Below are 18,549 nucleotides of genomic sequence, written 5' to 3'. Positions count from 1 at the left end.
AATGTAGAATTATTCTAAATATTAACTAAAAAAACGCTCGCAATTGTACGTTTCCTGTATGTATCGTTTTGCTTGTTTCACTATTTCGGCCTTGATAGTTAATATTTATATCTAAATATTGTGTTAAGTTCTTTTGTAAAAGTAAACGCCAAGTTTGATTTTTTCCGGGTTGCAAGCCTTCTAACATTTGAAATCCTACGGCTGATAAAGCATTACCATTAAATGTATTTTGGAACATTGAAAATTCCCCATTTAAACTAAATCCTTTTTCACTATTTACAGTAAATGAAGTTCCTAATCGGGTTTGTTCTAGAGTTTCAAAAGCGCCAATTTTGTTTTCTTTTTGTTGGTATTCATAAAAAATATCCCAACTCGCATTTTTAGAGAATAAATAACCAATTTTTGGAGCTAATTGAAAGCTTTCAATTTCGAAATTTCGATTCGGATAATTCTCAGAATTCGATTTTGAAAACGTTTTACTTCCTGAAAAATTAAACAACCAACTTTTCTTTACCAAATGTTGGTATTGCAATTGATGCGCTTGATTTTTAACTGCTACACTTCCCACAGAAAGCAAATTTTGACTTTCATTGATTAAAAAGGAATAAGTAGTAGAATGATATTGCTTCCCACGATTAAAAAACAAACTATTTCTAAAATTCGTGTTCAAACCAATTAACTCATCATCATTTTTTGAAAACGGATTCAAATCGAAATTTGAACCTTCTCTCTTAATTCGTCGTTCTATTAAAAACGAAGTTTGATTATTAAAATAAGATGCAAATTTTTTCAAACCTTTTTCATTTTGCCATTGATTAAAATTTAAATTTAATGCTTGAGAAAATTTATTTTGATGGGTTCTAACAAAAACTTGATTCGGTAAAAACACGCGAACGTAAATCGCTAAATCAGGAAAAGGAGCAATTTCAAACTCTTGCAATTCTTGAATTCCGTTTCCATTGTAGTCGTTCCACATATAAACACCTTGTCCTGGTTCTACTTGTAAATAAGTAAATTCTTGTTGGGCAATCGTTCCAGAACTGGTTTCATAAGCCGTAGTAGTTTGAAGTATTTGCCCAAAATACCTATCAGAATACAAAATTCGGGAATTCAACGATGGTTCGTTTTCTATGTTACTATCTTTATATTTCAAATCACGATAATTCAAAAACACACTCAAATTGCTTTTTTCGGTTTTTATTAATTGTGATTTCAAATAATACGAATTCGAATGATTTACACGTTCAATTCGGTTGTTTTGCAAACTATCATTCTGACGTTGTAAAAATCCCAATTCCACATAAACTTTTGTTGAATCACCTCTTCCTACAAAAGCGCCATATTCTAAAAAGCGTTGGCTCAAGGCCGAAAACGCATTTGTTGCTTTTAATTTTTCTGAATTATCTTCTAAATTCACCGTTCCCCCAATCCAGTTTTTACCTAATCTATAGGACGAACGATTTTGACTTCTTGAAAAGGAAGAATTGGCAATTTCAGAATCACTTTTCATGGCACTTGATTGACTCCAAATCATCCAGTTTTTTGTGCTATATCTTCCTGAAAAAGTATGCCTATTTCCCGAAAAAGTATCGCCAAAAGCTAAATTTTCAAATTGATACAAAGCTTTTCCTTTGTTGTTGAAATTAAAATCCAATCCCGAAGTCAAAAAACTTTGATTGCCTAGTAATGGAGCAGTTATATTCCAATCCCGATTAAATTCGATGTTAAACAAGCGTTCAATAGGTTTAAAATTTTCTTGTATCAATTGAAAATTTGCATAGGCATCTATTTTGGTTTTTCCATCAAAAACACGTTGCTTTCCATTGAATTTCCCAGCAAATCCTTTGTTGTTGTCGTCATCTAAATTGGAATATAAATTTTGGTCGCTATTGCTCAAGGCTACTTCAAAATCTAAAAGTGTTTTCTCGCTTGGATTGTATTTTCCTAAAACCGTTGCCATTTGAATTTTTGTAGGCGCAATCAATCGAATAATAGGTTCGTAATTTCCTTGTGGAATTCCAGCTATTGGCGCTACATATTCATAAATTTTTCCAACGGCTTGATTGTTTGCTAAAATGTAATTTCCAAGATTATCTCCAACTAATGAAAATCGGACATTGTATAATTCGTCATTTGGATTGTTTGAATATTCAAAAACTTCAACGCCACCAATCAATACTTTTCGATATAAAATTTTATTTTCAGAATACGAATCTAAATAAGCAGATGGTCCATTCATTTGCGAAATATCATCACCAGCATTTTGCAAAATGGCAATTTGTTCCGTTGATAAATTTTGTTGCAATGGTTGATTTTTCACATCGCTTTCTGAATAGACAAAACCACCAATTTCCCAATTTTCTCGCTCATGCGAAATGCCACCATACGTAATAAATCGAGTAAAATTTCTATCGGTATATTGATATTCCACGTTGATTCGCATTTCTGAAGTAATCGGAAATAACGAAGTGAAAATGATTTCTCCGGCATTGTAATCAATGATATAATCATTGTTTTCGCCACGAGTTTTTAAAATTCCGTTGACATAAACGCGTTCCGAACCTGAAATAACCAAAACATACAATTCGTTATTATTTCCGCGCAATTTATACGGCCCTTGATTGCCTTCTTGGCCTATAAAAGTACTTCTTGCATATTGTCCGCGTACCAAAGCTCCAGAAGCAATGACTTCCGTTTTTTTATCATGTGTTCCAAAGGTGAAGCGCGTTGCTAAACCTTGTACTTTTTTGTTGAAATTTAAGAATGATGATTTTCTGTTTTCCAAAAATAAATCACCAGCGCGAATGTTCCATTTATCCGAAAATAATTCGATGAAAATTTGGTCAAATTCATCCAGTTTTTGCGAGTAACCGCCTTCTTGCAACGGAATATTACTGTCTTGAATTGATGCTCGCAAACTCACTTTGTCCGAAATTTTTCCTGTGATTTGCAAATCTAAATTCGAATTCACCACCGTGTTTTGATTGTTTCCAATGGTTACACCACGTGTTATACTTCCCGAAGTGTTCAATCCGTCGAAAGGTTTGAATTTGGTGTTTTTGTCTCTTTTGAAAACGACCAGTTTTCCCGCTTCGTTTGAAACCACTTTGTCGTCATCATAAATAGAATACGTTTTGGTTAGAAACGCTGGAAATTTTGAATAACTAACGATTAGTGAATCAGAAGTATTGATTTCTTTGATGAAAATTACCGTTCCTTTTTGAAAATTTACCTTGTAAAAACTGGTGTCAATGACTTTTCCATTTTTGTCTTTGATTTCAAAAAAGGAATTATTTAAGCTGAATTTTTCAATCGAAATCGTATCTTTTGAAAATGCAATTTTTTTAGTTGGATACGATTGTAACGTTTCCTGAGCAAAACCGCCCAAAAAACATAATACAAATCCCACTAAAAAAACAATTTTTTGCATAAATACTATAACTCCGAATCTTCAAAAGTAGTATTTATTGTTGGAAAAAAGGAATGATTTTGTTTGAACCGCAGATTCACAGATTTTTTTAAATAGCAATCTGCGAATCTGCGGTAAATTATTTTAACTATTTGTTTTGTAGATAGAAATTTTCTCATTATAAATATAATAACTAAATGCTTTGTCTTTGTTTGTAAAACGTTTTAAATTCGATTTACCATTTCTATTGTTCAAATGATAAACATTGTAAAAAAAGAAATTCTTTTCAAAAACCCAACCCTCAACTGTTCGTTTATCTTCACAAAACAACAACCAATTATTATGTGTTGAATTGTTTTTAATTAAATATTCATACACAAGTAATTCAGAAAAATCATCAAAATAATATTCTTTAACCAAATTATAAACTGATAAATTTGGATTTGAATTCAATTCTTTCGGAATATTTAATAATTTTTCTAAACTCATTACCACTCTTATTTTTGGAAACGTTATGAAATTGGCACATCGGCTAATTGTCTAATTGCCACATTAAAACTACTCCTTCGTAATCACTTGCATTGTTTCTCTTGAAATCTGGCGTAGTAATATAGTTTTATTCGTTTCTACTACTTTTGCTGCATTCTCATCAAAATGTCTGATGGTGTAAAGCGATACATTTTCGTTGTAGGAAACTTTGAATTTTTTTGCTAATACTTTTCGCAATTCTTCAAAAGTGTTGTACTTGTCTTCTATACAAACCGAAAAACTAATTGCGGTGTTTTGAATTAAGTTTACTTTGATTTTATATTTTGAAAACAATCCAAAAATCTCACTAATATGATTTTCCATGATAAAATCAAAATCAATAGATGATAACGATAATAACAATTGGTTTTTCTTAACAATAAAACAAGAAGTTTGCGGAATTAAATCGGCACCTCTTGAAACACTTGTTCCAGGCAATGTTGGATTAACAAACGATTTTACAAATAACGGAATTTCCTTTTTTTGTAAAGGTTGCAAGGTTTTTGGGTGAATTACCGAAGCTCCGTAAAAAGCTAACTCAATGGCTTCTCTGTACGAAATTTGGTTCAACAAAACCGCATTTTCAAAATATCTTGGATCGGCATTTAAAACTCCTGGAACGTCTTTCCAAATGGTAACACTTTCCGCACCTAAACAATACGCAAAAATCGCAGCCGTATAATCCGAGCCTTCACGACCTAAAGTTGTGGTAAAATTATTCTCATCAGATCCCAAAAATCCTTGTGTGATGTTTAAAACTTTCTTTTTTACGCCTTTTGAAATCAATTTTTGCGTGGTTTCCCAATCTACTTGTCCGTCACGGTAGTTGTTATCTGTTTTAATCAATGGTCGCACATCTATCCAATGGTTAAATAAGCCTTGTGAATTAAAATAATGACTCACAATTGTTGTAGAAACTAATTCTCCAATACTCACCACTTGATCATACACAAAATTGTAATTTGGTGATTTATTACTGCGAATAAAATATTCTAAATCGTCAAAATGAGCGTTTACATCAAAAAACACATCGTGTTCTTCGTCTTCAAATAAGTCTAATAAAATTTGGTTGTGATACTTTCGAACTTCCTGAAGCGAGGCGTGCAATTCCTTCGATTTTTCAAAGTAATTTTTGATTACCACTTCTAATGCATTAGTGGTTTTTCCCATTGCAGAAATAACCAACAAAACATCTTCGTGTCCAACAGTATTTAAAACATGTAATACGTTTTTTACGCCTTCAGCATCTTTAACTGATGCACCTCCAAATTTGAATATTTTCATGAGTTCAATTAGTCAATATGGCAATTAGCCAATGTATCAATTAGTATTTATTTCAAAAATCTTAAATCGTTACTCTTTAATCAAAAATCGTTCTATTCCTGTTTCATCCATATGCACCACACGCCAATCGTCTAATACTTTAGCACCCGATTTTTCATAGAAATCAATGGCTGGTGTGTTCCAATCTAAAACATTCCATTCGATTCTGCGAACATTTTCGGCTTTTCCTTGTTTGATGATTTCTTTGTAAAGTGCAAATCCGGCACCGGTTCCTCTCTTATTTTCTTTTACAATTAAATCTTCTAAATGAATTGTTTTTCCTTTCCAAGTAGAATAACGATAATAGTACAAAGCCATTCCAATAATCTCACCATCAACTTCCGCAACAAAACATTGAAAAAGTGGATTTTCTGAAAAACCATCACGAACTAAATCATCAACTGTTACCACAACAGCATCAGGTTCTTTTTCAAAAACAGCTAATTCCTGAATCAATTCTAATACCAGAGGCATATCGTTTTTTGTGGCTTTTCTTATGTTCATTGTTGTAAAACTTTTTGCAAAAGTAAAATTAACTTAAACATCTTTTCAAATTAATATATTCTTTTAACAAAAATCACGATATTTGTGCCACAAACACAACTACATCGATTTCGTAATGGAAGAAAGAAATAGAACATTAGGCGAATTTATTATCGAACACCAAAATTCGTTTCAGTACTCAACAGGAGAATTATCACGTATCATTAACTCCATTAGATTAGCTGCAAAAGTGGTTAATTACAAAGTTAACAAAGCAGGGTTAGTCGATATCGTAGGAGCAGCAGGAGAACAAAATGTTCAAGGCGAAGACCAACAAAAATTAGACGTTTACGCAAATGAAGTTTTCATTCAGACTTTAATTAATCGTGAAATTGTTTGCGGAATTGCTTCGGAAGAAAATGATGATTTTATTACAGTTGCTGGTTCTGATAATTCACACAACAATAAATATGTGGTTTTGATGGATCCTTTAGATGGATCTTCAAATATTGATGTGAATGTTTCAGTTGGAACAATTTTTTCCGTTTTTAGAAGAATTACACCTGTTGGAACTCCAGTAACTTTAGAAGATTTTTTACAACCAGGAGTTAATCAAGTAGCGGCAGGTTATGTAATTTATGGAACTTCAACCATGTTAGTTTACACTACTGGTGATGGCGTAAACGGTTTTACTTTAAATCCTGCTATCGGAACATTTTATTTATCACATCCTAACATGAAATATTCGGATGATGGTAAAATTTACTCAATTAACGAAGGAAATTATGTTCATTTTCCTCAAGGTGTAAAAGATTACATCAAATATTGCCAGTTAGAAGAAGGGGATAGACCTTATACGTCAAGATACATCGGAAGTTTAGTTTCTGATTTTCATAGAAACATGATTAAAGGAGGGATTTACTTATATCCAACCAGCTCAAAAGCACCTAACGGAAAATTACGTTTGTTATACGAATGCAATCCTATGGCGTTTATAGCCGAACAAGCAGGCGGAAAAGCTTCAGATGGTTACAAAAGAATCATGGAAATTCAACCAACCGAATTACACCAACGTGTACCATTTTTCTGTGGTAGTAAAAACATGGTAGAAAAAGCAGAAGAATTTATGGCGAAAGCGAAGTAAATTCATCAGATATTAAAAACAAAAAAGCACAAACTCATTTAGAATTTGTGCTTTTCTATTTTAAAACAGTTTGAATTATCTGTTCATGTGTTGCATTTCGTAAGTGAAAGTGTCTAAATCCACATTCATTTCTACTAATTTTAATGCTTTGTCCACAATATAACCTACGTTTCCTGCTGTAAATCCTAAAGCTAATGCAAAACGAGTAAGTAAATCTTGTTGTTTTTCACCTAATACTTCATCTGCATATACCATTCTGGCTAAATCGTATAAACGCTCTAAACGGTGCAAATGCATTAATGGAGGATTAACAGGGTATTTTAATGGGTTTTCTAAAATTTCTTCATATTCAGCTTGAGAAATTTCTAATTTGATAGCTAATTTGTCTAAGAATTGCTTTTCGTGCGGTGTAATAGTTCCGTCTGATAAAGCTACTCTTACAATGGCTGAAAAATGACCTTTGTTTCTATTTCTAAAACCACTATCGAATAAATCTGAAATTGACATGTTGTTTATTTTTTTATTAGCGCAAAATTAAACAAAAATTCCATTTTTATAACAATTTCATGTGCTTTTATGACTAATAAATGCTACACATAATAAAAATTAATCGTAAGTTTGAATTTACAAAATAGATAATGTTATGTCGGAATTTTGGATGTATTTCAATATTGGTCTAAAGCATGTTTTAGATATCCATGCCTATGATCATGTTTTGTTTTTAATGGCGTTAGTGGTGCCTTATGCTTTTAAAGATTGGAAAAAAGTATTTATACTAGTCTCTCTTTTTACATTAGGACATACTTTGGCATTGCTTTTATCGGTGTATGGAGTAGTACAAATTCGAGCTAGTTTAGTCGAATTTTTAATTCCAATTACCATTTTAATTACGGCTGTTTTTCATCTTTTTACCGCTGGGAAATCGTCAAAAAATGAAAGTATCACTTTTGTAGCAATTGTAACATTGTTTTTCGGAATCATTCACGGATTAGGTTTTTCAAATTACTTTAAAACCATATTACCTGGAACTGCTTCGGATAAATTATTGCCACTTTTAGAATTTGCATTAGGTATAGAAGCGGCACAAATAATAGTAGTTCTTGTTGTCTTAATCCTTTCGTATGTAGTGCAAACTTTTTTCCGATTTTCAAAAAGAGATTGGGCTTTAGTTATGTCAGCATTTATAATTGGTGTAGTTTTGCCAATGATTTTGGAAAGCGAAATTTGGAATTGATAATGAAAAAAGAAAAAAAAGAAAAATACGATAAAGCGTATTTGCGAATTGCCAAAGAATGGGGAAATTTATCCTATTGCCAACGAAAAAAAGTTGGTGCCATTATTGTAAAAGATAAAATGATTATTTCTGATGGGTACAATGGAACTCCATCGGGATTTGAAAATTGTTGCGAAGACGAAGACAATATGACCAAATGGTATGTGCTTCATGCCGAAGCGAATGCTATTTTAAAAGTAGCTCGTTCTACGCAATCTTGTGAAGACGCTACTTTATACATTACACTTTCACCTTGTAAAGATTGTAGTAAGTTAATTCACCAATCAGGAATCAAAAGAGTGGTGTATCATCAAGAATACAAAGACACTTCAGGGGTCGATTTTTTAAGAAAAGCTGGAGTAGAAGTGGAATTAATGGAAGATTTGAGCTAAAATGAGAATGAATAAAGTATATTTTCCAATAGTAATCGCAGTAGCTGTTGCGGTCGGATTGTTATTGGGAAGTAAACTCAATCCTTCAACCGAAAATGCTTTTTTGAGCCGAAATGCCAACAAAAACAAGCTCAATAAACTCATCGATTTCATCGAAAAAGAATATGTAGACAGTTTAAATACCGACTCGATTGTAGATTTAACAGTAAACGGAATTCTCGAAAAACTCGATCCGCATTCAGTTTATATTCCCAAAAGTCAATTAGAAGTTGTAGAACAAGAAATGCGTGGCGATTTTGTGGGAATTGGGATTAATTTCTACATGTACAACGATTCTTTAGCGGTTATAAAACCCATTGCGAAAGGACCTTCGGAAAAAGCAGGTTTAAAATCGGGCGACCGAATTCTTTTTGCTAATAAATTGCAATTGTACAATAAAAAGTTACCTACAGATTCCTTGTTTTCCATCTTAAAAGGCGAACAAGGTTCTAATGTAAAGTTAACGGTTTATAGAAAATCGGAAAATAAAAAATTTGCAGTCAATGTAACTCGTGATGTTATTCCAATTAAAAGCGTAGATGCCGTTCAAATGTTGGATAAAACTACAGGTTATATTAAAATCAATCGCTTTGCTGAAAAAACCTATGACGAATTTTTATCGGGTTTAACCCAATTGAAAAAAGAAGGTGCAAATCATATCATTATTGATTTGCGCGATAACGGTGGTGGTTATCTAGATTCGGCAATAAAAATTGCAGATGAGTTTTTGAAGAATAAAGAGTTAATCGTTAAAACAAAAAATAAAAAAGATAAAATAGAAAGTACGTTTGCCTCTGAAAATGGCATTTTTGAATCGGGTAAAGTATCTATTTTAATCAATGAAAACAGTGCTTCAGCTAGCGAAATTTTAGCAGGTGCCATTCAAGATAACGACAGAGGTTTAGTTTACGGAAGACGTTCGTTTGGAAAAGGTTTAGTCCAACGCGAAATGCCTTTAGGTGATGGTTCTGCTGTTAGGTTAACCATTGCAAGATACTATACGCCATCAGGACGTTCGATTCAAAAACCGTATGAAGATAAAGCCGATAACTACTTTAACGAATTTGATAAACGTTTTAAAAGTGGTGAATTGTATGAAAAAGAAAAAGTCAAGATTGCTGATAGTTTGAAATTTAAAACCAAGGAAGGTCGCATTGTTTATGGAGGAGGCGGTATTATGCCCGATGTTTTTGTGCCGCTTGAAGATACACATGGCTCAGAAGGTTTAACCATATTATTGCAATCAGGATTAATGAATTATTTTGTGTTTGAACAATTGGATCAAAACCGCAAAAAGTTTGAAAAAATCTCGATGGAAGCCTTGGGAAAAGAATTACGTTCTGGAAATTATTTTAATGATTTCAAGACTTACATGGCAAAAGGCGGTTTGCTCTTCAATTTGGATACTCAGAAAGAAAAAGTATTGTTCTATCTTCAAGCAGAATTTACGCGCCAACTTTTTAATGAAAATGCCTATTACCAATTGATTTTAAAGAAAGACAATATGGTGAATAAGGTGTTGGGTAAGTAAAATTATTATAAAATGAGTAGAAAAGATAAATTATTTGATTTGCCAATTTATAGAAAAGCTGAATTAATTTTAGATTTGGTAAACAGTCTTTTAAATACCATTAGTGAAGAAGATGAGTATTTGAATGCCACAAAATATATGATGCGAGATGATGCTGCGATAATTTGTGCTAAAATTGCGGGTGCCGAAGGTGGAGATATGTATAGTATTCGAATGCAAAATGCGGCTATCATCAGAGACCATGCTATGCATTTATATGTGCAAGTTGGAAGTTTGCGATTTCACGATTCTTTTAAAGATACCGATTATGTTACATTGATTCGTAAAGAAATCGACGAATTCAGAGAATTGTTTATCAATTGGGTAGCTAATTTTGACAAAAGTAATTATTATTGGGACGAATGGGAATTGTTCAATCCACCGGGAGCTATTCCGCCAGACCCAAATGAATATCAAGACCCAATTAATTGGGATGATTTTTTAGAAGGAATGAATTTTGACGATGAAGAAGACGATTCAGACGAATAAAGCTATTTCCCCAAAGCATCATGAACCTGCACAGGATTTCCATTATTCCACAACGTTAAAATATCCGTTGCTACCGAAGCACCACTTCCGGCGGCGATACTTAACTGACTTCTATGTCCGGCTAAAACTCCTGCTGCGTAAATACCTTCTGTAACTAAATGGTCGGTATTTTTTAATTGGATTCTGTTTTTTACTGCTGGAATTTTTTGATGAGGTACAATAAAATTAGCTAACCCTTCAATCGTAAAAGGAGTTCCCGCACCAATTGCAATCACTACAATTTTAGCTTGAAGCGAAGATTTGTTGGTAGTAACAGTGAAATTTCCAGCTTCACCTGAAATGGAAAGCACTTTTTCGCCATGAATTTGTTGCACGTGTGGATACAAGTTGGTCAAATGTTCCAAACTTTCAACTAATAATTCACTACCTAATTTCCCTGCTGGAATTCCGTAAGCGTTATTAAAAATGGCATTTTGTAACGAAGAGGCTTTTTGGTGCGCCACAATGGCAATCTTTTTATCCATTGCAAACGGTTTGTTTTGAGCCGAACCCAAAACCAAAGCACATGAAACGCCAGAAACACCAGCGCCAATAATTAAAACATCTAGCATTATTGTTTGGTTTTTTCTTCAATCATTTTTGAAAAACGCAATAAGACTAGTAATAGAATTGCGCAAATTCCAGCCACAACACCAATAATAGCAATGGTGCTATTTCCTTCAAACGGATTGCTGTAATCAATTTGAAAAAGATTAAAAACAATTAAAACTAAAGCGATGGCAACTGCCACGTAGGTAAAAATTTTCATTTTATTATTTTCTAATTAAATAATCCTTTAACATTGGCAGCAAATAATTTTACTGCAATTGCAAGCAAGATTACGCCAAAAACTTTACGAATTATGCCTAATCCGTTAGTTCCAAGTAAGCGTTCAATTTTGCCCGATGATTTTAAAACACCATACACAACAACAACATTTATGATAATGGCTATTATAATGTTTATTTCTTTATATGCAGCACGAAGCGATAAAATGGTAGTCATCGTTCCAGCACCAGCAATCAATGGAAACGCAATTGGAACAATGGAAGCCGTGCTTGGATTGTCTTCTTTATATAATCGAATGCCTAAAATCATTTCTAAGGCAAGGAAAAACAAGACAAACGAACCCGCAACCGCAAACGAATTCGCATCAATACCAATTAATTTTAGTATTTCTTCACCAACAAATAAAAAGGCAATCATAATCACCGCCGCCACAATAGTCGCTTTTTCGGATTGAATATGGCCCATTTTACTGCGTAAATCCACAATAATTGGAATACTTCCCACAATATCAATCACAGCAAATAAAATCATGCTGATGGTAAAAATGTCTTTCCAATTAATTCCGAATTCCATAAAACGCTGAATATTTGTGCAAATATAAGGATAATGAACAAAGAACGTTTCTAATTTAACGATACATTATCATATCAAGTTCAATGACAATTTCAATATCAAGTTCAAATTCAAAGCAATGTGAAGATTTAAACGCAAAGACGCAAAGTTTTACGCAAAGAACGCAAATAAAAAGTAAAACGTCTCGGTGTAGTTCTTTTTAACGCAATCAAATTCAAAAAAACTCCGTATAGCTCTGTGTAAAAATTATAGCTATTTCTCCAATTTCTTAAATCTGTGTTCCAAACTTCTAAACTCTTATTTCTAAATTCTGAATTCAAAATCGTATCTTTGTACTTTAAAATATACCAATATGTTTCAGTTAAATAAAACCATCGTTTCCGAAGAAATCTTAGAAAAAGAATTCGTTTGCAATTTGTCAGCTTGTCAAGGTGCTTGTTGTGTGGATGGAGATGCGGGTGCTCCTTTAGATGAGGAAGAAACCAAAATTTTAGCTGAAATTTTTCCAAAAGTGAAACCCTTTCTTCGTCCAGAAGGAATTAAAGCCATTGAAGAACAAGGAACGCATGTAGTTTCTGATTTTGGTGAATTAGAAACACCTCTTATCGATGGAAAAGACTGTGCTTACGTAATTTTTGATGGAAAAACGGCACTTTGTGGAATCGAGCAAGCCTACAATCAAGGAATTGTAGATTGGAAAAAACCAGTTTCTTGTCATTTATATCCTATCCGAATCAAAGAATATTCGGACTTTGCGGCGGTGAATTATCACAAATGGCATATTTGCGATGACGCTTGTTCGTTAGGACAAGAATTAGGAGTTCCGGTGTACCAATTTGTGAAAGAAGCACTAGTTAGAAAATTCGGACAACAATGGTTTGACGAATTAGACAAAGTGGCAAAAGAGTTGAAAAAATAATCTCATTTTTATCGATTAAAAACACTCGTGAGTCACTTATTTTTCAGTTGCTTACAAGGTTTTAACAGTTGTTTTATTGGTTTTTAACTCATTGGTTTTCAGTATTTTAAAAACCTATATTAATTTACTGACAATAATCAGCTTTGTTAAAAACTTGCTCCAATTGTGAATAAGTTTGACTTTCATTTCTCGTTTCAAATGACAAACTTTGTAATCCCCAAATAAGTCAATTTAACCAATCATTAACACTTTTAAAATCAAATAGCTATGTCTATAGTGGAACCTATTTTGCAAGAAAACAAAGATCGATTTGTAATTTTTCCTATCAAACACCAAGATATTTGGGAATGGTACAAAAAACAAGAAGCGTGTATTTGGACAGCAGAAGAAATTGATTTGCATCAAGATTTAAACGATTGGAACAATAAATTAAATGATGACGAAAAATATTTCATCAAACATATTTTAGCATTCTTCGCGGCTTCTGACGGAATTGTAAACGAAAACTTAGCGGAAAATTTCGTTAACGAAGTGCAATATCCAGAAGCTAAATTCTTCTATGGTTTCCAAATCATGATGGAGAATATTCACAGTGAAACGTATTCATTGTTAATTGATACGTATGTGAAAGACGAAGCAGAGAAAAATCAATTATTCCATGCAATTGAGGTCTTTCCTGCAATTAAAGAGAAAGCACAATGGGCATTGCGTTGGATTGAATCGGATTCGTTTGCTGAACGATTAATTGCTTTCGCAGCAGTAGAAGGAATTTTCTTCTCAGGTTCGTTCTGTTCGATTTATTGGTTAAAAAAACGTGGATTAATGCCAGGATTAACCTTCTCAAACGAATTGATTTCTCGTGACGAAGGAATGCATTGTGATTTTGCGGTTCATTTACACACGCATCATGTGGTAAATAAAGTTCCAAAAGAAAGAATCACAGAAATTATCGTAGATGCTTTAAATATTGAAAGAAAATTCATTACGGAATCGCTTCCAGTTAGTTTGATTGGAATGAATGCAACTTTAATGACGCAATATTTAGAATTCGTAACGGATAGATTATTGGTAGAATTAGGATGCGATAGAGTATACAACTCATCTAACCCATTCGATTTTATGGATATGATTTCGTTACAAGGAAAAACGAATTTCTTTGAAAAGCGAGTAGCGGAATATCAAAAAGCAGGCGTTATGAATTCAGATGCGGATTCCAATAAAATTAGTTTCGACGCTGATTTTTAATAATAAATAAAATATAGAGTGCTATAAAATGTCGGGAGACTTGCGCTTAAATCAATAAATACTAACCGAAAGCAGGGAAGGGATTGTCTGTTTTCAAAAACTAAAAAGCTTATGTATGTAGTAAAAAGAGATGGCCATAAGGAGCCAGTAATGTTTGACAAAATCACAGATAGAATTAAAAAGCTATGTTATGGATTAAATGACATGGTAGATGCTGTTAAAGTGGCAATGCGTGTAATTGAAGGTTTATATGATGGAGTTACCACATCTGAATTAGATAATTTAGCAGCAGAAACCGCAGCTTCCATGACGGTAACCCACCCTGATTATGCTCAATTAGCGGCTCGTATTGCAATTTCTAATCTACACAAAAATACAAACAAATCATTCTCGGAAACGATGAATGAAATGTACCACTATGTTAATCCAAGAACCAATCAAAAAGCACCATTAATTTCTGATGAAGTGCATCAAGTAATTCAGGAAAATGCCGAATTCTTAGATTCTCATATTATTTATACACGTGATTTTAATTACGATTACTTTGGTTTCAAAACTTTAGAACGTTCGTATTTATTAAGAATCAACGGAAAAATCGTAGAACGTCCACAGCACATGTTAATGCGTGTTTCGGTTGGAATTCACTTAAACGACTTAGAAGCGGTAATTGAAACTTACGAATTAATGTCGAAAAAGTTCTTTACACACGCTACCCCAACATTATTCAACGCTGGAACTCCAAAACCTCAAATGTCGTCTTGTTTCTTATTAACGATGCAAGATGATAGTATCGATGGAATTTACGATACATTAAAACAAACAGCAAAAATTTCGCAATCAGCAGGAGGAATCGGTTTAGCTATTCACAACGTAAGAGCAACAGGTTCGTACATTCGTGGAACAAACGGAACTTCAAACGGAATTGTTCCAATGTTGCGCGTATTCAATGATACCGCTCGTTACGTAGATCAAGGTGGAGGAAAACGTAAAGGAAGTTTCGCTATTTATTTAGAAACTTGGCATGCGGATATTTTCGAATTCTTAGATTTGAAAAAGAACACGGGTAAAGAAGAAATGCGAGCAAGAGATTTGTTTTTTGCTATGTGGACTTCAGATTTATTCATGAAACGCGTAGAAGAAGATTCAACTTGGACATTGATGTGTCCAAACGAATGTCCAGGTTTAGACAATGTTTATGGAGAAGAATTTGAAGCCTTATATACTTCTTACGAAGCACAAGGAAAAGGTAGAAAAACCATTCGTGCAAGAGAACTTTGGGAAAAAATCTTAGAATCTCAAATCGAAACAGGTACGCCTTATATGTTGTACAAAGATGCAGCGAACAGAAAATCAAACCAAAAGAATTTAGGAACAATTCGTTCATCTAATTTATGTACAGAGATTTTAGAATATACGTCTCCAGATGAAATCGCGGTTTGTAACTTAGCATCGATTTCATTACCAATGTTTGTGGAAAATGGAGCATTTAATCACGAATTATTATACAACGTAACAAAACGTGTAACTCGCAACTTAAACAAAGTAATCGACAGAAATTACTACCCAGTTAAAGAAGCAGAAAATTCAAACATGCGCCACCGTCCAGTTGGATTAGGAGTACAAGGTTTAGCGGATGCTTTTATCATGTTGAGAATGCCGTTTACGAGTGATGAAGCGAAAAAATTAAATCAAGAGATTTTTGAAACTTTATATTTTGCTGCTGTAACTGCCTCTATGGAAATGGCTAAAGAAGAAGGGCCGTATTCGTCTTACGAAGGTTCGCCAATTTCTAAAGGAGAATTCCAACACAATCTTTGGGGCTTAAAGGATGAAGATCTTTCAGGTCGTTGGGATTGGGCAAGTTTAAGAAAAGAAGTAATGGCAAACGGAGTAAGAAACTCATTGTTAGTAGCACCAATGCCAACGGCTTCAACTTCTCAAATTTTAGGAAATAACGAAGCTTTCGAACCTTATACTTCTAATATTTACACAAGAAGAGTACTTTCGGGAGAATTCATCGTGGTAAACAAACACTTATTAAACGATTTAGTGGAAAGAGGTTTGTGGAACGAATCATTGAAGCAAGAAATTATGCGTCACAATGGTTCGGTGCAACATATCGAAAGAATTCCTGCTGACTTAAAAGAATTGTACAAAACAGTTTGGGAAATGTCGATGAAAGATATTATCGATATGAGTCGTCAAAGAGGTTATTTTATTGACCAATCGCAATCGTTGAACTTGTTTATGCAAGATGCTACGTATGCGAAATTGACTTCGATGCACTTCTATGCTTGGAAATCAGGTTTAAAAACCGGAATGTACTATTTAAGAACAAAAGCTGCTGTTGATGCTATTAAGTTTACTTTAAATAACGACAAAAAAGAAGCGCCAATTGAGGTGAAAGAACAACATGTTGAAGTGAAGAAAGTGGAAGCTATAGCCGTTTTAGAAGAACCAGCAGAAATGTCAGCTGAAGAATACAGAGCCATGATCGAAAGAGCTAGAAATTCTGGTCCAGAAGAATGTGAAATGTGTGGTTCTTAATTAAATAAAAGAACATAGATAATAGAATAAAGAAAGCAGTCATCACTCGATGGCTGTTTTTGTTTTAAATAATTACAATCCAATTCGTACATTTGAAAAAAATAGAATTATGTCAAAAGATAAAAAGGGAATTTATACTGGAATCATAGAAAAAGACGCCGATGGGAATTATTTCTGTGGCGAATATTTATTGGATTACCAATACACAGAGAAGAACTTTAAATTAGGTGATGAAATCAACATCAAATCGGTTATTGTAAATCCAAGTGATAAGAGTTACAATCAATATCCAAAAAAATCAAGAAATTTCTTTTTAGCAAACGAAAAAGAATAATTCTAAAATCATAAATCTATAATCATCAATCTGAAATCACATGATGCATTGGGAACAACTTTTGTCTTTAAAAAGACAAGGCGATACAAGTAAACGTTTACGAAAAGAACAAGACGACACCCGTTTAGGCTTTGAAGTCGATTATGATCGAATTATTTTTTCTGCCGCTTTTAGAAGTCTGCAAGATAAAACACAGGTAATTCCACTTTCAAAAACCGATTTTGTACACAACCGACTAACACATAGTTTAGAGGTTTCGGTTGTAGGGCGTTCACTTGGACGTTTAGTCGGAAAGCAAATCATTGCAAAATATCCGCATTTACAAGAAGTTCATGGTTATCAAGCGAATGATTTTGGTGCTATTGTGGCGGCTGCAGCATTATCTCATGATATTGGAAATCCACCTTTTGGTCATTCAGGAGAAAAAGCGATTGGTGAGTATTTCAAAACCGGAAATGGATTACAATACAAAGACCAATTAACCGAAAAGCAGTGGCAAGATTTAATCGATTTTGAAGGAAATGCTAATGGATTTTCAGTATTAGCCTCTTCTCGGGAAGGAATTGAAGGCGGTTTGCGTATTTCGTATGCTACTTTGGGCGCTTTTATGAAATATCCAAAAGAAAGTTTGCCTAAAAAACCAACACAAAAAATATGTGATAAAAAATACGGTTTCTTTCAGCAGGACAAAGAATTCTTTGCTGAGGTTGCCAATGAATTGGGATTGATTTCGAATAAATCTGGAAATGATATTGGTTTTGAACGTCATCCATTAGCCTATTTAGTAGAAGCAGCTGATGATATTTGCTACACGATTATCGATTTTGAAGATGGTATTAATTTAGGTTTAATTCCGGAAGAATATGCGTTAGAATATTTAATTAAATTAGTTAAAAACGGAATCGATACCAAAAAATACAACGAACTCATTACTAAGGAAGATCGAATTAGTTATTTGCGTGCTTTAGCTATTGGAAGTTTAATTAACGATGCAGTAGCGGTTTTTATGGAAAACGAAAAAGCAATTTTATCTGGGGAATTTCCTTTTGCTTTGATGGATAAAAGTCAGTACAAAGCCCAAATGAATGATATCATCCAAATTAGTATTAAAAATGTCTATCAGAGTAGAGAAGTAATTCAGAAAGAAGTAATGGGTTACAAAATCATTAATAGTTTACTTGATGGTTTTTGCACGGCTTACAATAAAAAAGTAAGTGGAACAGCTTCAAATTATGATGAATTATTACTTAAATTACTACCTGAGCGTTTTCAATTTCAAAAAGAAAACTTATATGATCGTTTGTTGCATATTTGTCACTTTGTCTCATTATTAACGGATGGTAAAGCATTAGAACTTTACAAAACAATTCAGGCAAATAAATAATTTATAAAAAAACAAACAAAAAAATTTTCATAATTCATCTAAAATGCTAATTTTGTTTAAATTAAGTAA

Annotated in this window: 18 protein-coding genes; 10 read left to right on the top strand and 8 right to left on the bottom strand. The window is 33.2% G+C overall.

The window, feature by feature from the left end:
- Nucleotides 1-25: 25 nt before the first annotated feature.
- From LOS86_RS12830 to LOS86_RS12815, 4 genes are all read right to left on the bottom strand, one after another.
- On the bottom strand, nucleotides 26-3,430 hold the full coding sequence (locus tag LOS86_RS12830; RefSeq protein ID WP_231842469.1) for a DUF8818 domain-containing protein: 3,405 nt from the start codon (nucleotides 3,428-3,430) through the stop codon (nucleotides 26-28).
- Between the two features lie 123 nt (nucleotides 3,431-3,553).
- Nucleotides 3,554-3,898, bottom strand: a complete 345-nt coding sequence (locus LOS86_RS12825) for a hypothetical protein (RefSeq protein ID WP_231842468.1) — start codon at nucleotides 3,896-3,898, stop codon at nucleotides 3,554-3,556.
- Between the two features lie 69 nt (nucleotides 3,899-3,967).
- Nucleotides 3,968-5,221, bottom strand: a complete 1,254-nt coding sequence (locus LOS86_RS12820; protein ID WP_231842467.1) for an aspartate kinase — start codon at nucleotides 5,219-5,221, stop codon at nucleotides 3,968-3,970.
- Nucleotides 5,222-5,290: 69 nt separating this feature from the next.
- Nucleotides 5,291-5,764, bottom strand: a complete 474-nt coding sequence (locus tag LOS86_RS12815) for a GNAT family N-acetyltransferase (protein WP_231842466.1) — start codon at nucleotides 5,762-5,764, stop codon at nucleotides 5,291-5,293.
- Between the two features lie 115 nt (nucleotides 5,765-5,879).
- Here LOS86_RS12815 and fbp point away from each other — a divergent pair, with 115 nt between their 5' ends.
- Nucleotides 5,880-6,887, top strand: coding sequence for a class 1 fructose-bisphosphatase (gene fbp / locus LOS86_RS12810; protein WP_231843946.1), 1,008 nt, complete (start codon nucleotides 5,880-5,882; stop codon nucleotides 6,885-6,887).
- 75 nt (nucleotides 6,888-6,962) lie between these two features.
- Here the strand turns inward: fbp and LOS86_RS12805 are convergent, their stop codons facing one another.
- Nucleotides 6,963-7,394, bottom strand: a complete 432-nt coding sequence (locus LOS86_RS12805) for a tellurite resistance TerB family protein (RefSeq protein ID WP_231842465.1) — start codon at nucleotides 7,392-7,394, stop codon at nucleotides 6,963-6,965.
- Nucleotides 7,395-7,530: 136 nt separating this feature from the next.
- On the opposite strand from LOS86_RS12805, the gene LOS86_RS12800 reads away from it, so the two are divergent.
- The 4 genes from LOS86_RS12800 to LOS86_RS12785 are packed head-to-tail and all read left to right on the top strand — an operon-like array spanning nucleotide 7,531 to nucleotide 10,650.
- A complete protein-coding gene (locus tag LOS86_RS12800; protein WP_231842464.1) occupies nucleotides 7,531-8,121 on the top strand; it encodes a HupE/UreJ family protein in 591 nt (196 codons plus the stop codon).
- A 2-nt stretch (nucleotides 8,122-8,123) separates the two neighbouring features.
- Nucleotides 8,124-8,552: a deoxycytidylate deaminase gene (locus LOS86_RS12795; protein WP_231842463.1), complete on the top strand. Its 429-nt coding sequence runs from the start codon at nucleotides 8,124-8,126 to the stop codon at nucleotides 8,550-8,552.
- A 1-nt stretch (nucleotide 8,553) separates the two neighbouring features.
- Entirely contained in the window at nucleotides 8,554-10,122 is a 1,569-nt protein-coding gene (locus tag LOS86_RS12790) for a S41 family peptidase (RefSeq protein ID WP_231842462.1), read from the top strand.
- A gap of 12 nt (nucleotides 10,123-10,134) precedes the next feature.
- Complete coding sequence (locus LOS86_RS12785) at nucleotides 10,135-10,650, top strand: hypothetical protein (protein ID WP_231842461.1); 516 nt, start codon at nucleotides 10,135-10,137, stop codon at nucleotides 10,648-10,650.
- A 2-nt stretch (nucleotides 10,651-10,652) separates the two neighbouring features.
- Here LOS86_RS12785 and LOS86_RS12780 read toward each other — a convergent pair whose 3' ends face one another.
- Genes LOS86_RS12780 through LOS86_RS12770 form a run of 3 tightly spaced genes read right to left on the bottom strand, consistent with a single transcriptional unit; the run spans nucleotide 10,653 to nucleotide 12,051 of the window.
- Nucleotides 10,653-11,261: an FAD-dependent oxidoreductase gene (locus tag LOS86_RS12780; RefSeq protein WP_231842460.1), complete on the bottom strand. Its 609-nt coding sequence runs from the start codon at nucleotides 11,259-11,261 to the stop codon at nucleotides 10,653-10,655.
- On the bottom strand, nucleotides 11,261-11,458 hold the full coding sequence (locus LOS86_RS12775; RefSeq protein ID WP_231842459.1) for a hypothetical protein: 198 nt from the start codon (nucleotides 11,456-11,458) through the stop codon (nucleotides 11,261-11,263). Before LOS86_RS12775 ends, LOS86_RS12780 begins: the two co-directional genes overlap by 1 nt.
- An 11-nt stretch (nucleotides 11,459-11,469) precedes the next feature.
- A complete protein-coding gene (locus LOS86_RS12770) occupies nucleotides 11,470-12,051 on the bottom strand; it encodes a MarC family protein (protein WP_231842458.1) in 582 nt (193 codons plus the stop codon).
- Nucleotides 12,052-12,403: 352 nt separating this feature from the next.
- On the opposite strand from LOS86_RS12770, the gene LOS86_RS12765 reads away from it, so the two are divergent.
- The 5 genes from LOS86_RS12765 (at nucleotide 12,404) to dgt (ending at nucleotide 18,480) form a co-directional block, all read left to right on the top strand.
- The gene (locus tag LOS86_RS12765) at nucleotides 12,404-12,970 is read left to right on the top strand and encodes a DUF3109 family protein (protein ID WP_026725987.1); all 567 of its coding nucleotides are present in this window, start codon (nucleotides 12,404-12,406) and stop codon (nucleotides 12,968-12,970) included.
- A gap of 267 nt (nucleotides 12,971-13,237) precedes the next feature.
- Nucleotides 13,238-14,215 (top strand): ribonucleotide-diphosphate reductase subunit beta, encoded by a 978-nt coding sequence (locus LOS86_RS12760; protein WP_231842457.1) that lies wholly within the window; start codon nucleotides 13,238-13,240, stop codon nucleotides 14,213-14,215.
- Nucleotides 14,216-14,326: 111 nt separating this feature from the next.
- On the top strand, nucleotides 14,327-16,762 hold the full coding sequence (locus LOS86_RS12755; protein WP_231842456.1) for a ribonucleoside-diphosphate reductase subunit alpha: 2,436 nt from the start codon (nucleotides 14,327-14,329) through the stop codon (nucleotides 16,760-16,762).
- A 109-nt stretch (nucleotides 16,763-16,871) separates the two neighbouring features.
- On the top strand, nucleotides 16,872-17,096 hold the full coding sequence (locus tag LOS86_RS12750; protein ID WP_231842455.1) for a hypothetical protein: 225 nt from the start codon (nucleotides 16,872-16,874) through the stop codon (nucleotides 17,094-17,096).
- Nucleotides 17,097-17,139: 43 nt separating this feature from the next.
- Nucleotides 17,140-18,480: a dGTP triphosphohydrolase gene (dgt, locus tag LOS86_RS12745; RefSeq protein WP_231843945.1), complete on the top strand. Its 1,341-nt coding sequence runs from the start codon at nucleotides 17,140-17,142 to the stop codon at nucleotides 18,478-18,480.
- Nucleotides 18,481-18,549 lie beyond the last annotated feature (69 nt).

The sequence above is a fragment of the Flavobacterium cyclinae genome (assembly GCF_021172145.1).
Classification (GTDB): Bacteria; Bacteroidota; Bacteroidia; order Flavobacteriales; family Flavobacteriaceae; genus Flavobacterium; species Flavobacterium cyclinae.
Note: the sequence above shows the minus strand (reverse complement) of the source record. Positions and strands in the feature narration are given on the sequence as shown.

Excerpts from the sequence above, each read along its gene's own strand:
- LOS86_RS12830 (WP_231842469.1), bottom strand. The coding sequence starts at position 3,430 with ATGCAAAAAATTGTTTTTTTAGTGGGATTTGTATTATGTTTTTTGGGC.
- LOS86_RS12825 (WP_231842468.1), bottom strand. The coding sequence starts at position 3,898 with ATGAGTTTAGAAAAATTATTAAATATTCCGAAAGAATTGAATTCAAAT.
- LOS86_RS12820 (WP_231842467.1), bottom strand. The coding sequence starts at position 5,221 with ATGAAAATATTCAAATTTGGAGGTGCATCAGTTAAAGATGCTGAAGGC.
- LOS86_RS12815 (WP_231842466.1), bottom strand. The coding sequence starts at position 5,764 with ATGAACATAAGAAAAGCCACAAAAAACGATATGCCTCTGGTATTAGAA.
- fbp (WP_231843946.1), top strand. The coding sequence starts at position 5,880 with ATGGAAGAAAGAAATAGAACATTAGGCGAATTTATTATCGAACACCAA.
- LOS86_RS12805 (WP_231842465.1), bottom strand. The coding sequence starts at position 7,394 with ATGTCAATTTCAGATTTATTCGATAGTGGTTTTAGAAATAGAAACAAA.
- LOS86_RS12800 (WP_231842464.1), top strand. The coding sequence starts at position 7,531 with ATGTCGGAATTTTGGATGTATTTCAATATTGGTCTAAAGCATGTTTTA.
- LOS86_RS12795 (WP_231842463.1), top strand. The coding sequence starts at position 8,124 with ATGAAAAAAGAAAAAAAAGAAAAATACGATAAAGCGTATTTGCGAATT.
- LOS86_RS12790 (WP_231842462.1), top strand. The coding sequence starts at position 8,554 with ATGAGAATGAATAAAGTATATTTTCCAATAGTAATCGCAGTAGCTGTT.
- LOS86_RS12785 (WP_231842461.1), top strand. The coding sequence starts at position 10,135 with ATGAGTAGAAAAGATAAATTATTTGATTTGCCAATTTATAGAAAAGCT.
- LOS86_RS12780 (WP_231842460.1), bottom strand. The coding sequence starts at position 11,261 with ATGCTAGATGTTTTAATTATTGGCGCTGGTGTTTCTGGCGTTTCATGT.
- LOS86_RS12775 (WP_231842459.1), bottom strand. The coding sequence starts at position 11,458 with ATGAAAATTTTTACCTACGTGGCAGTTGCCATCGCTTTAGTTTTAATT.
- LOS86_RS12770 (WP_231842458.1), bottom strand. The coding sequence starts at position 12,051 with ATGGAATTCGGAATTAATTGGAAAGACATTTTTACCATCAGCATGATT.
- LOS86_RS12765 (WP_026725987.1), top strand. The coding sequence starts at position 12,404 with ATGTTTCAGTTAAATAAAACCATCGTTTCCGAAGAAATCTTAGAAAAA.
- LOS86_RS12760 (WP_231842457.1), top strand. The coding sequence starts at position 13,238 with ATGTCTATAGTGGAACCTATTTTGCAAGAAAACAAAGATCGATTTGTA.
- LOS86_RS12755 (WP_231842456.1), top strand. The coding sequence starts at position 14,327 with ATGTATGTAGTAAAAAGAGATGGCCATAAGGAGCCAGTAATGTTTGAC.
- LOS86_RS12750 (WP_231842455.1), top strand. The coding sequence starts at position 16,872 with ATGTCAAAAGATAAAAAGGGAATTTATACTGGAATCATAGAAAAAGAC.
- dgt (WP_231843945.1), top strand. The coding sequence starts at position 17,140 with ATGCATTGGGAACAACTTTTGTCTTTAAAAAGACAAGGCGATACAAGT.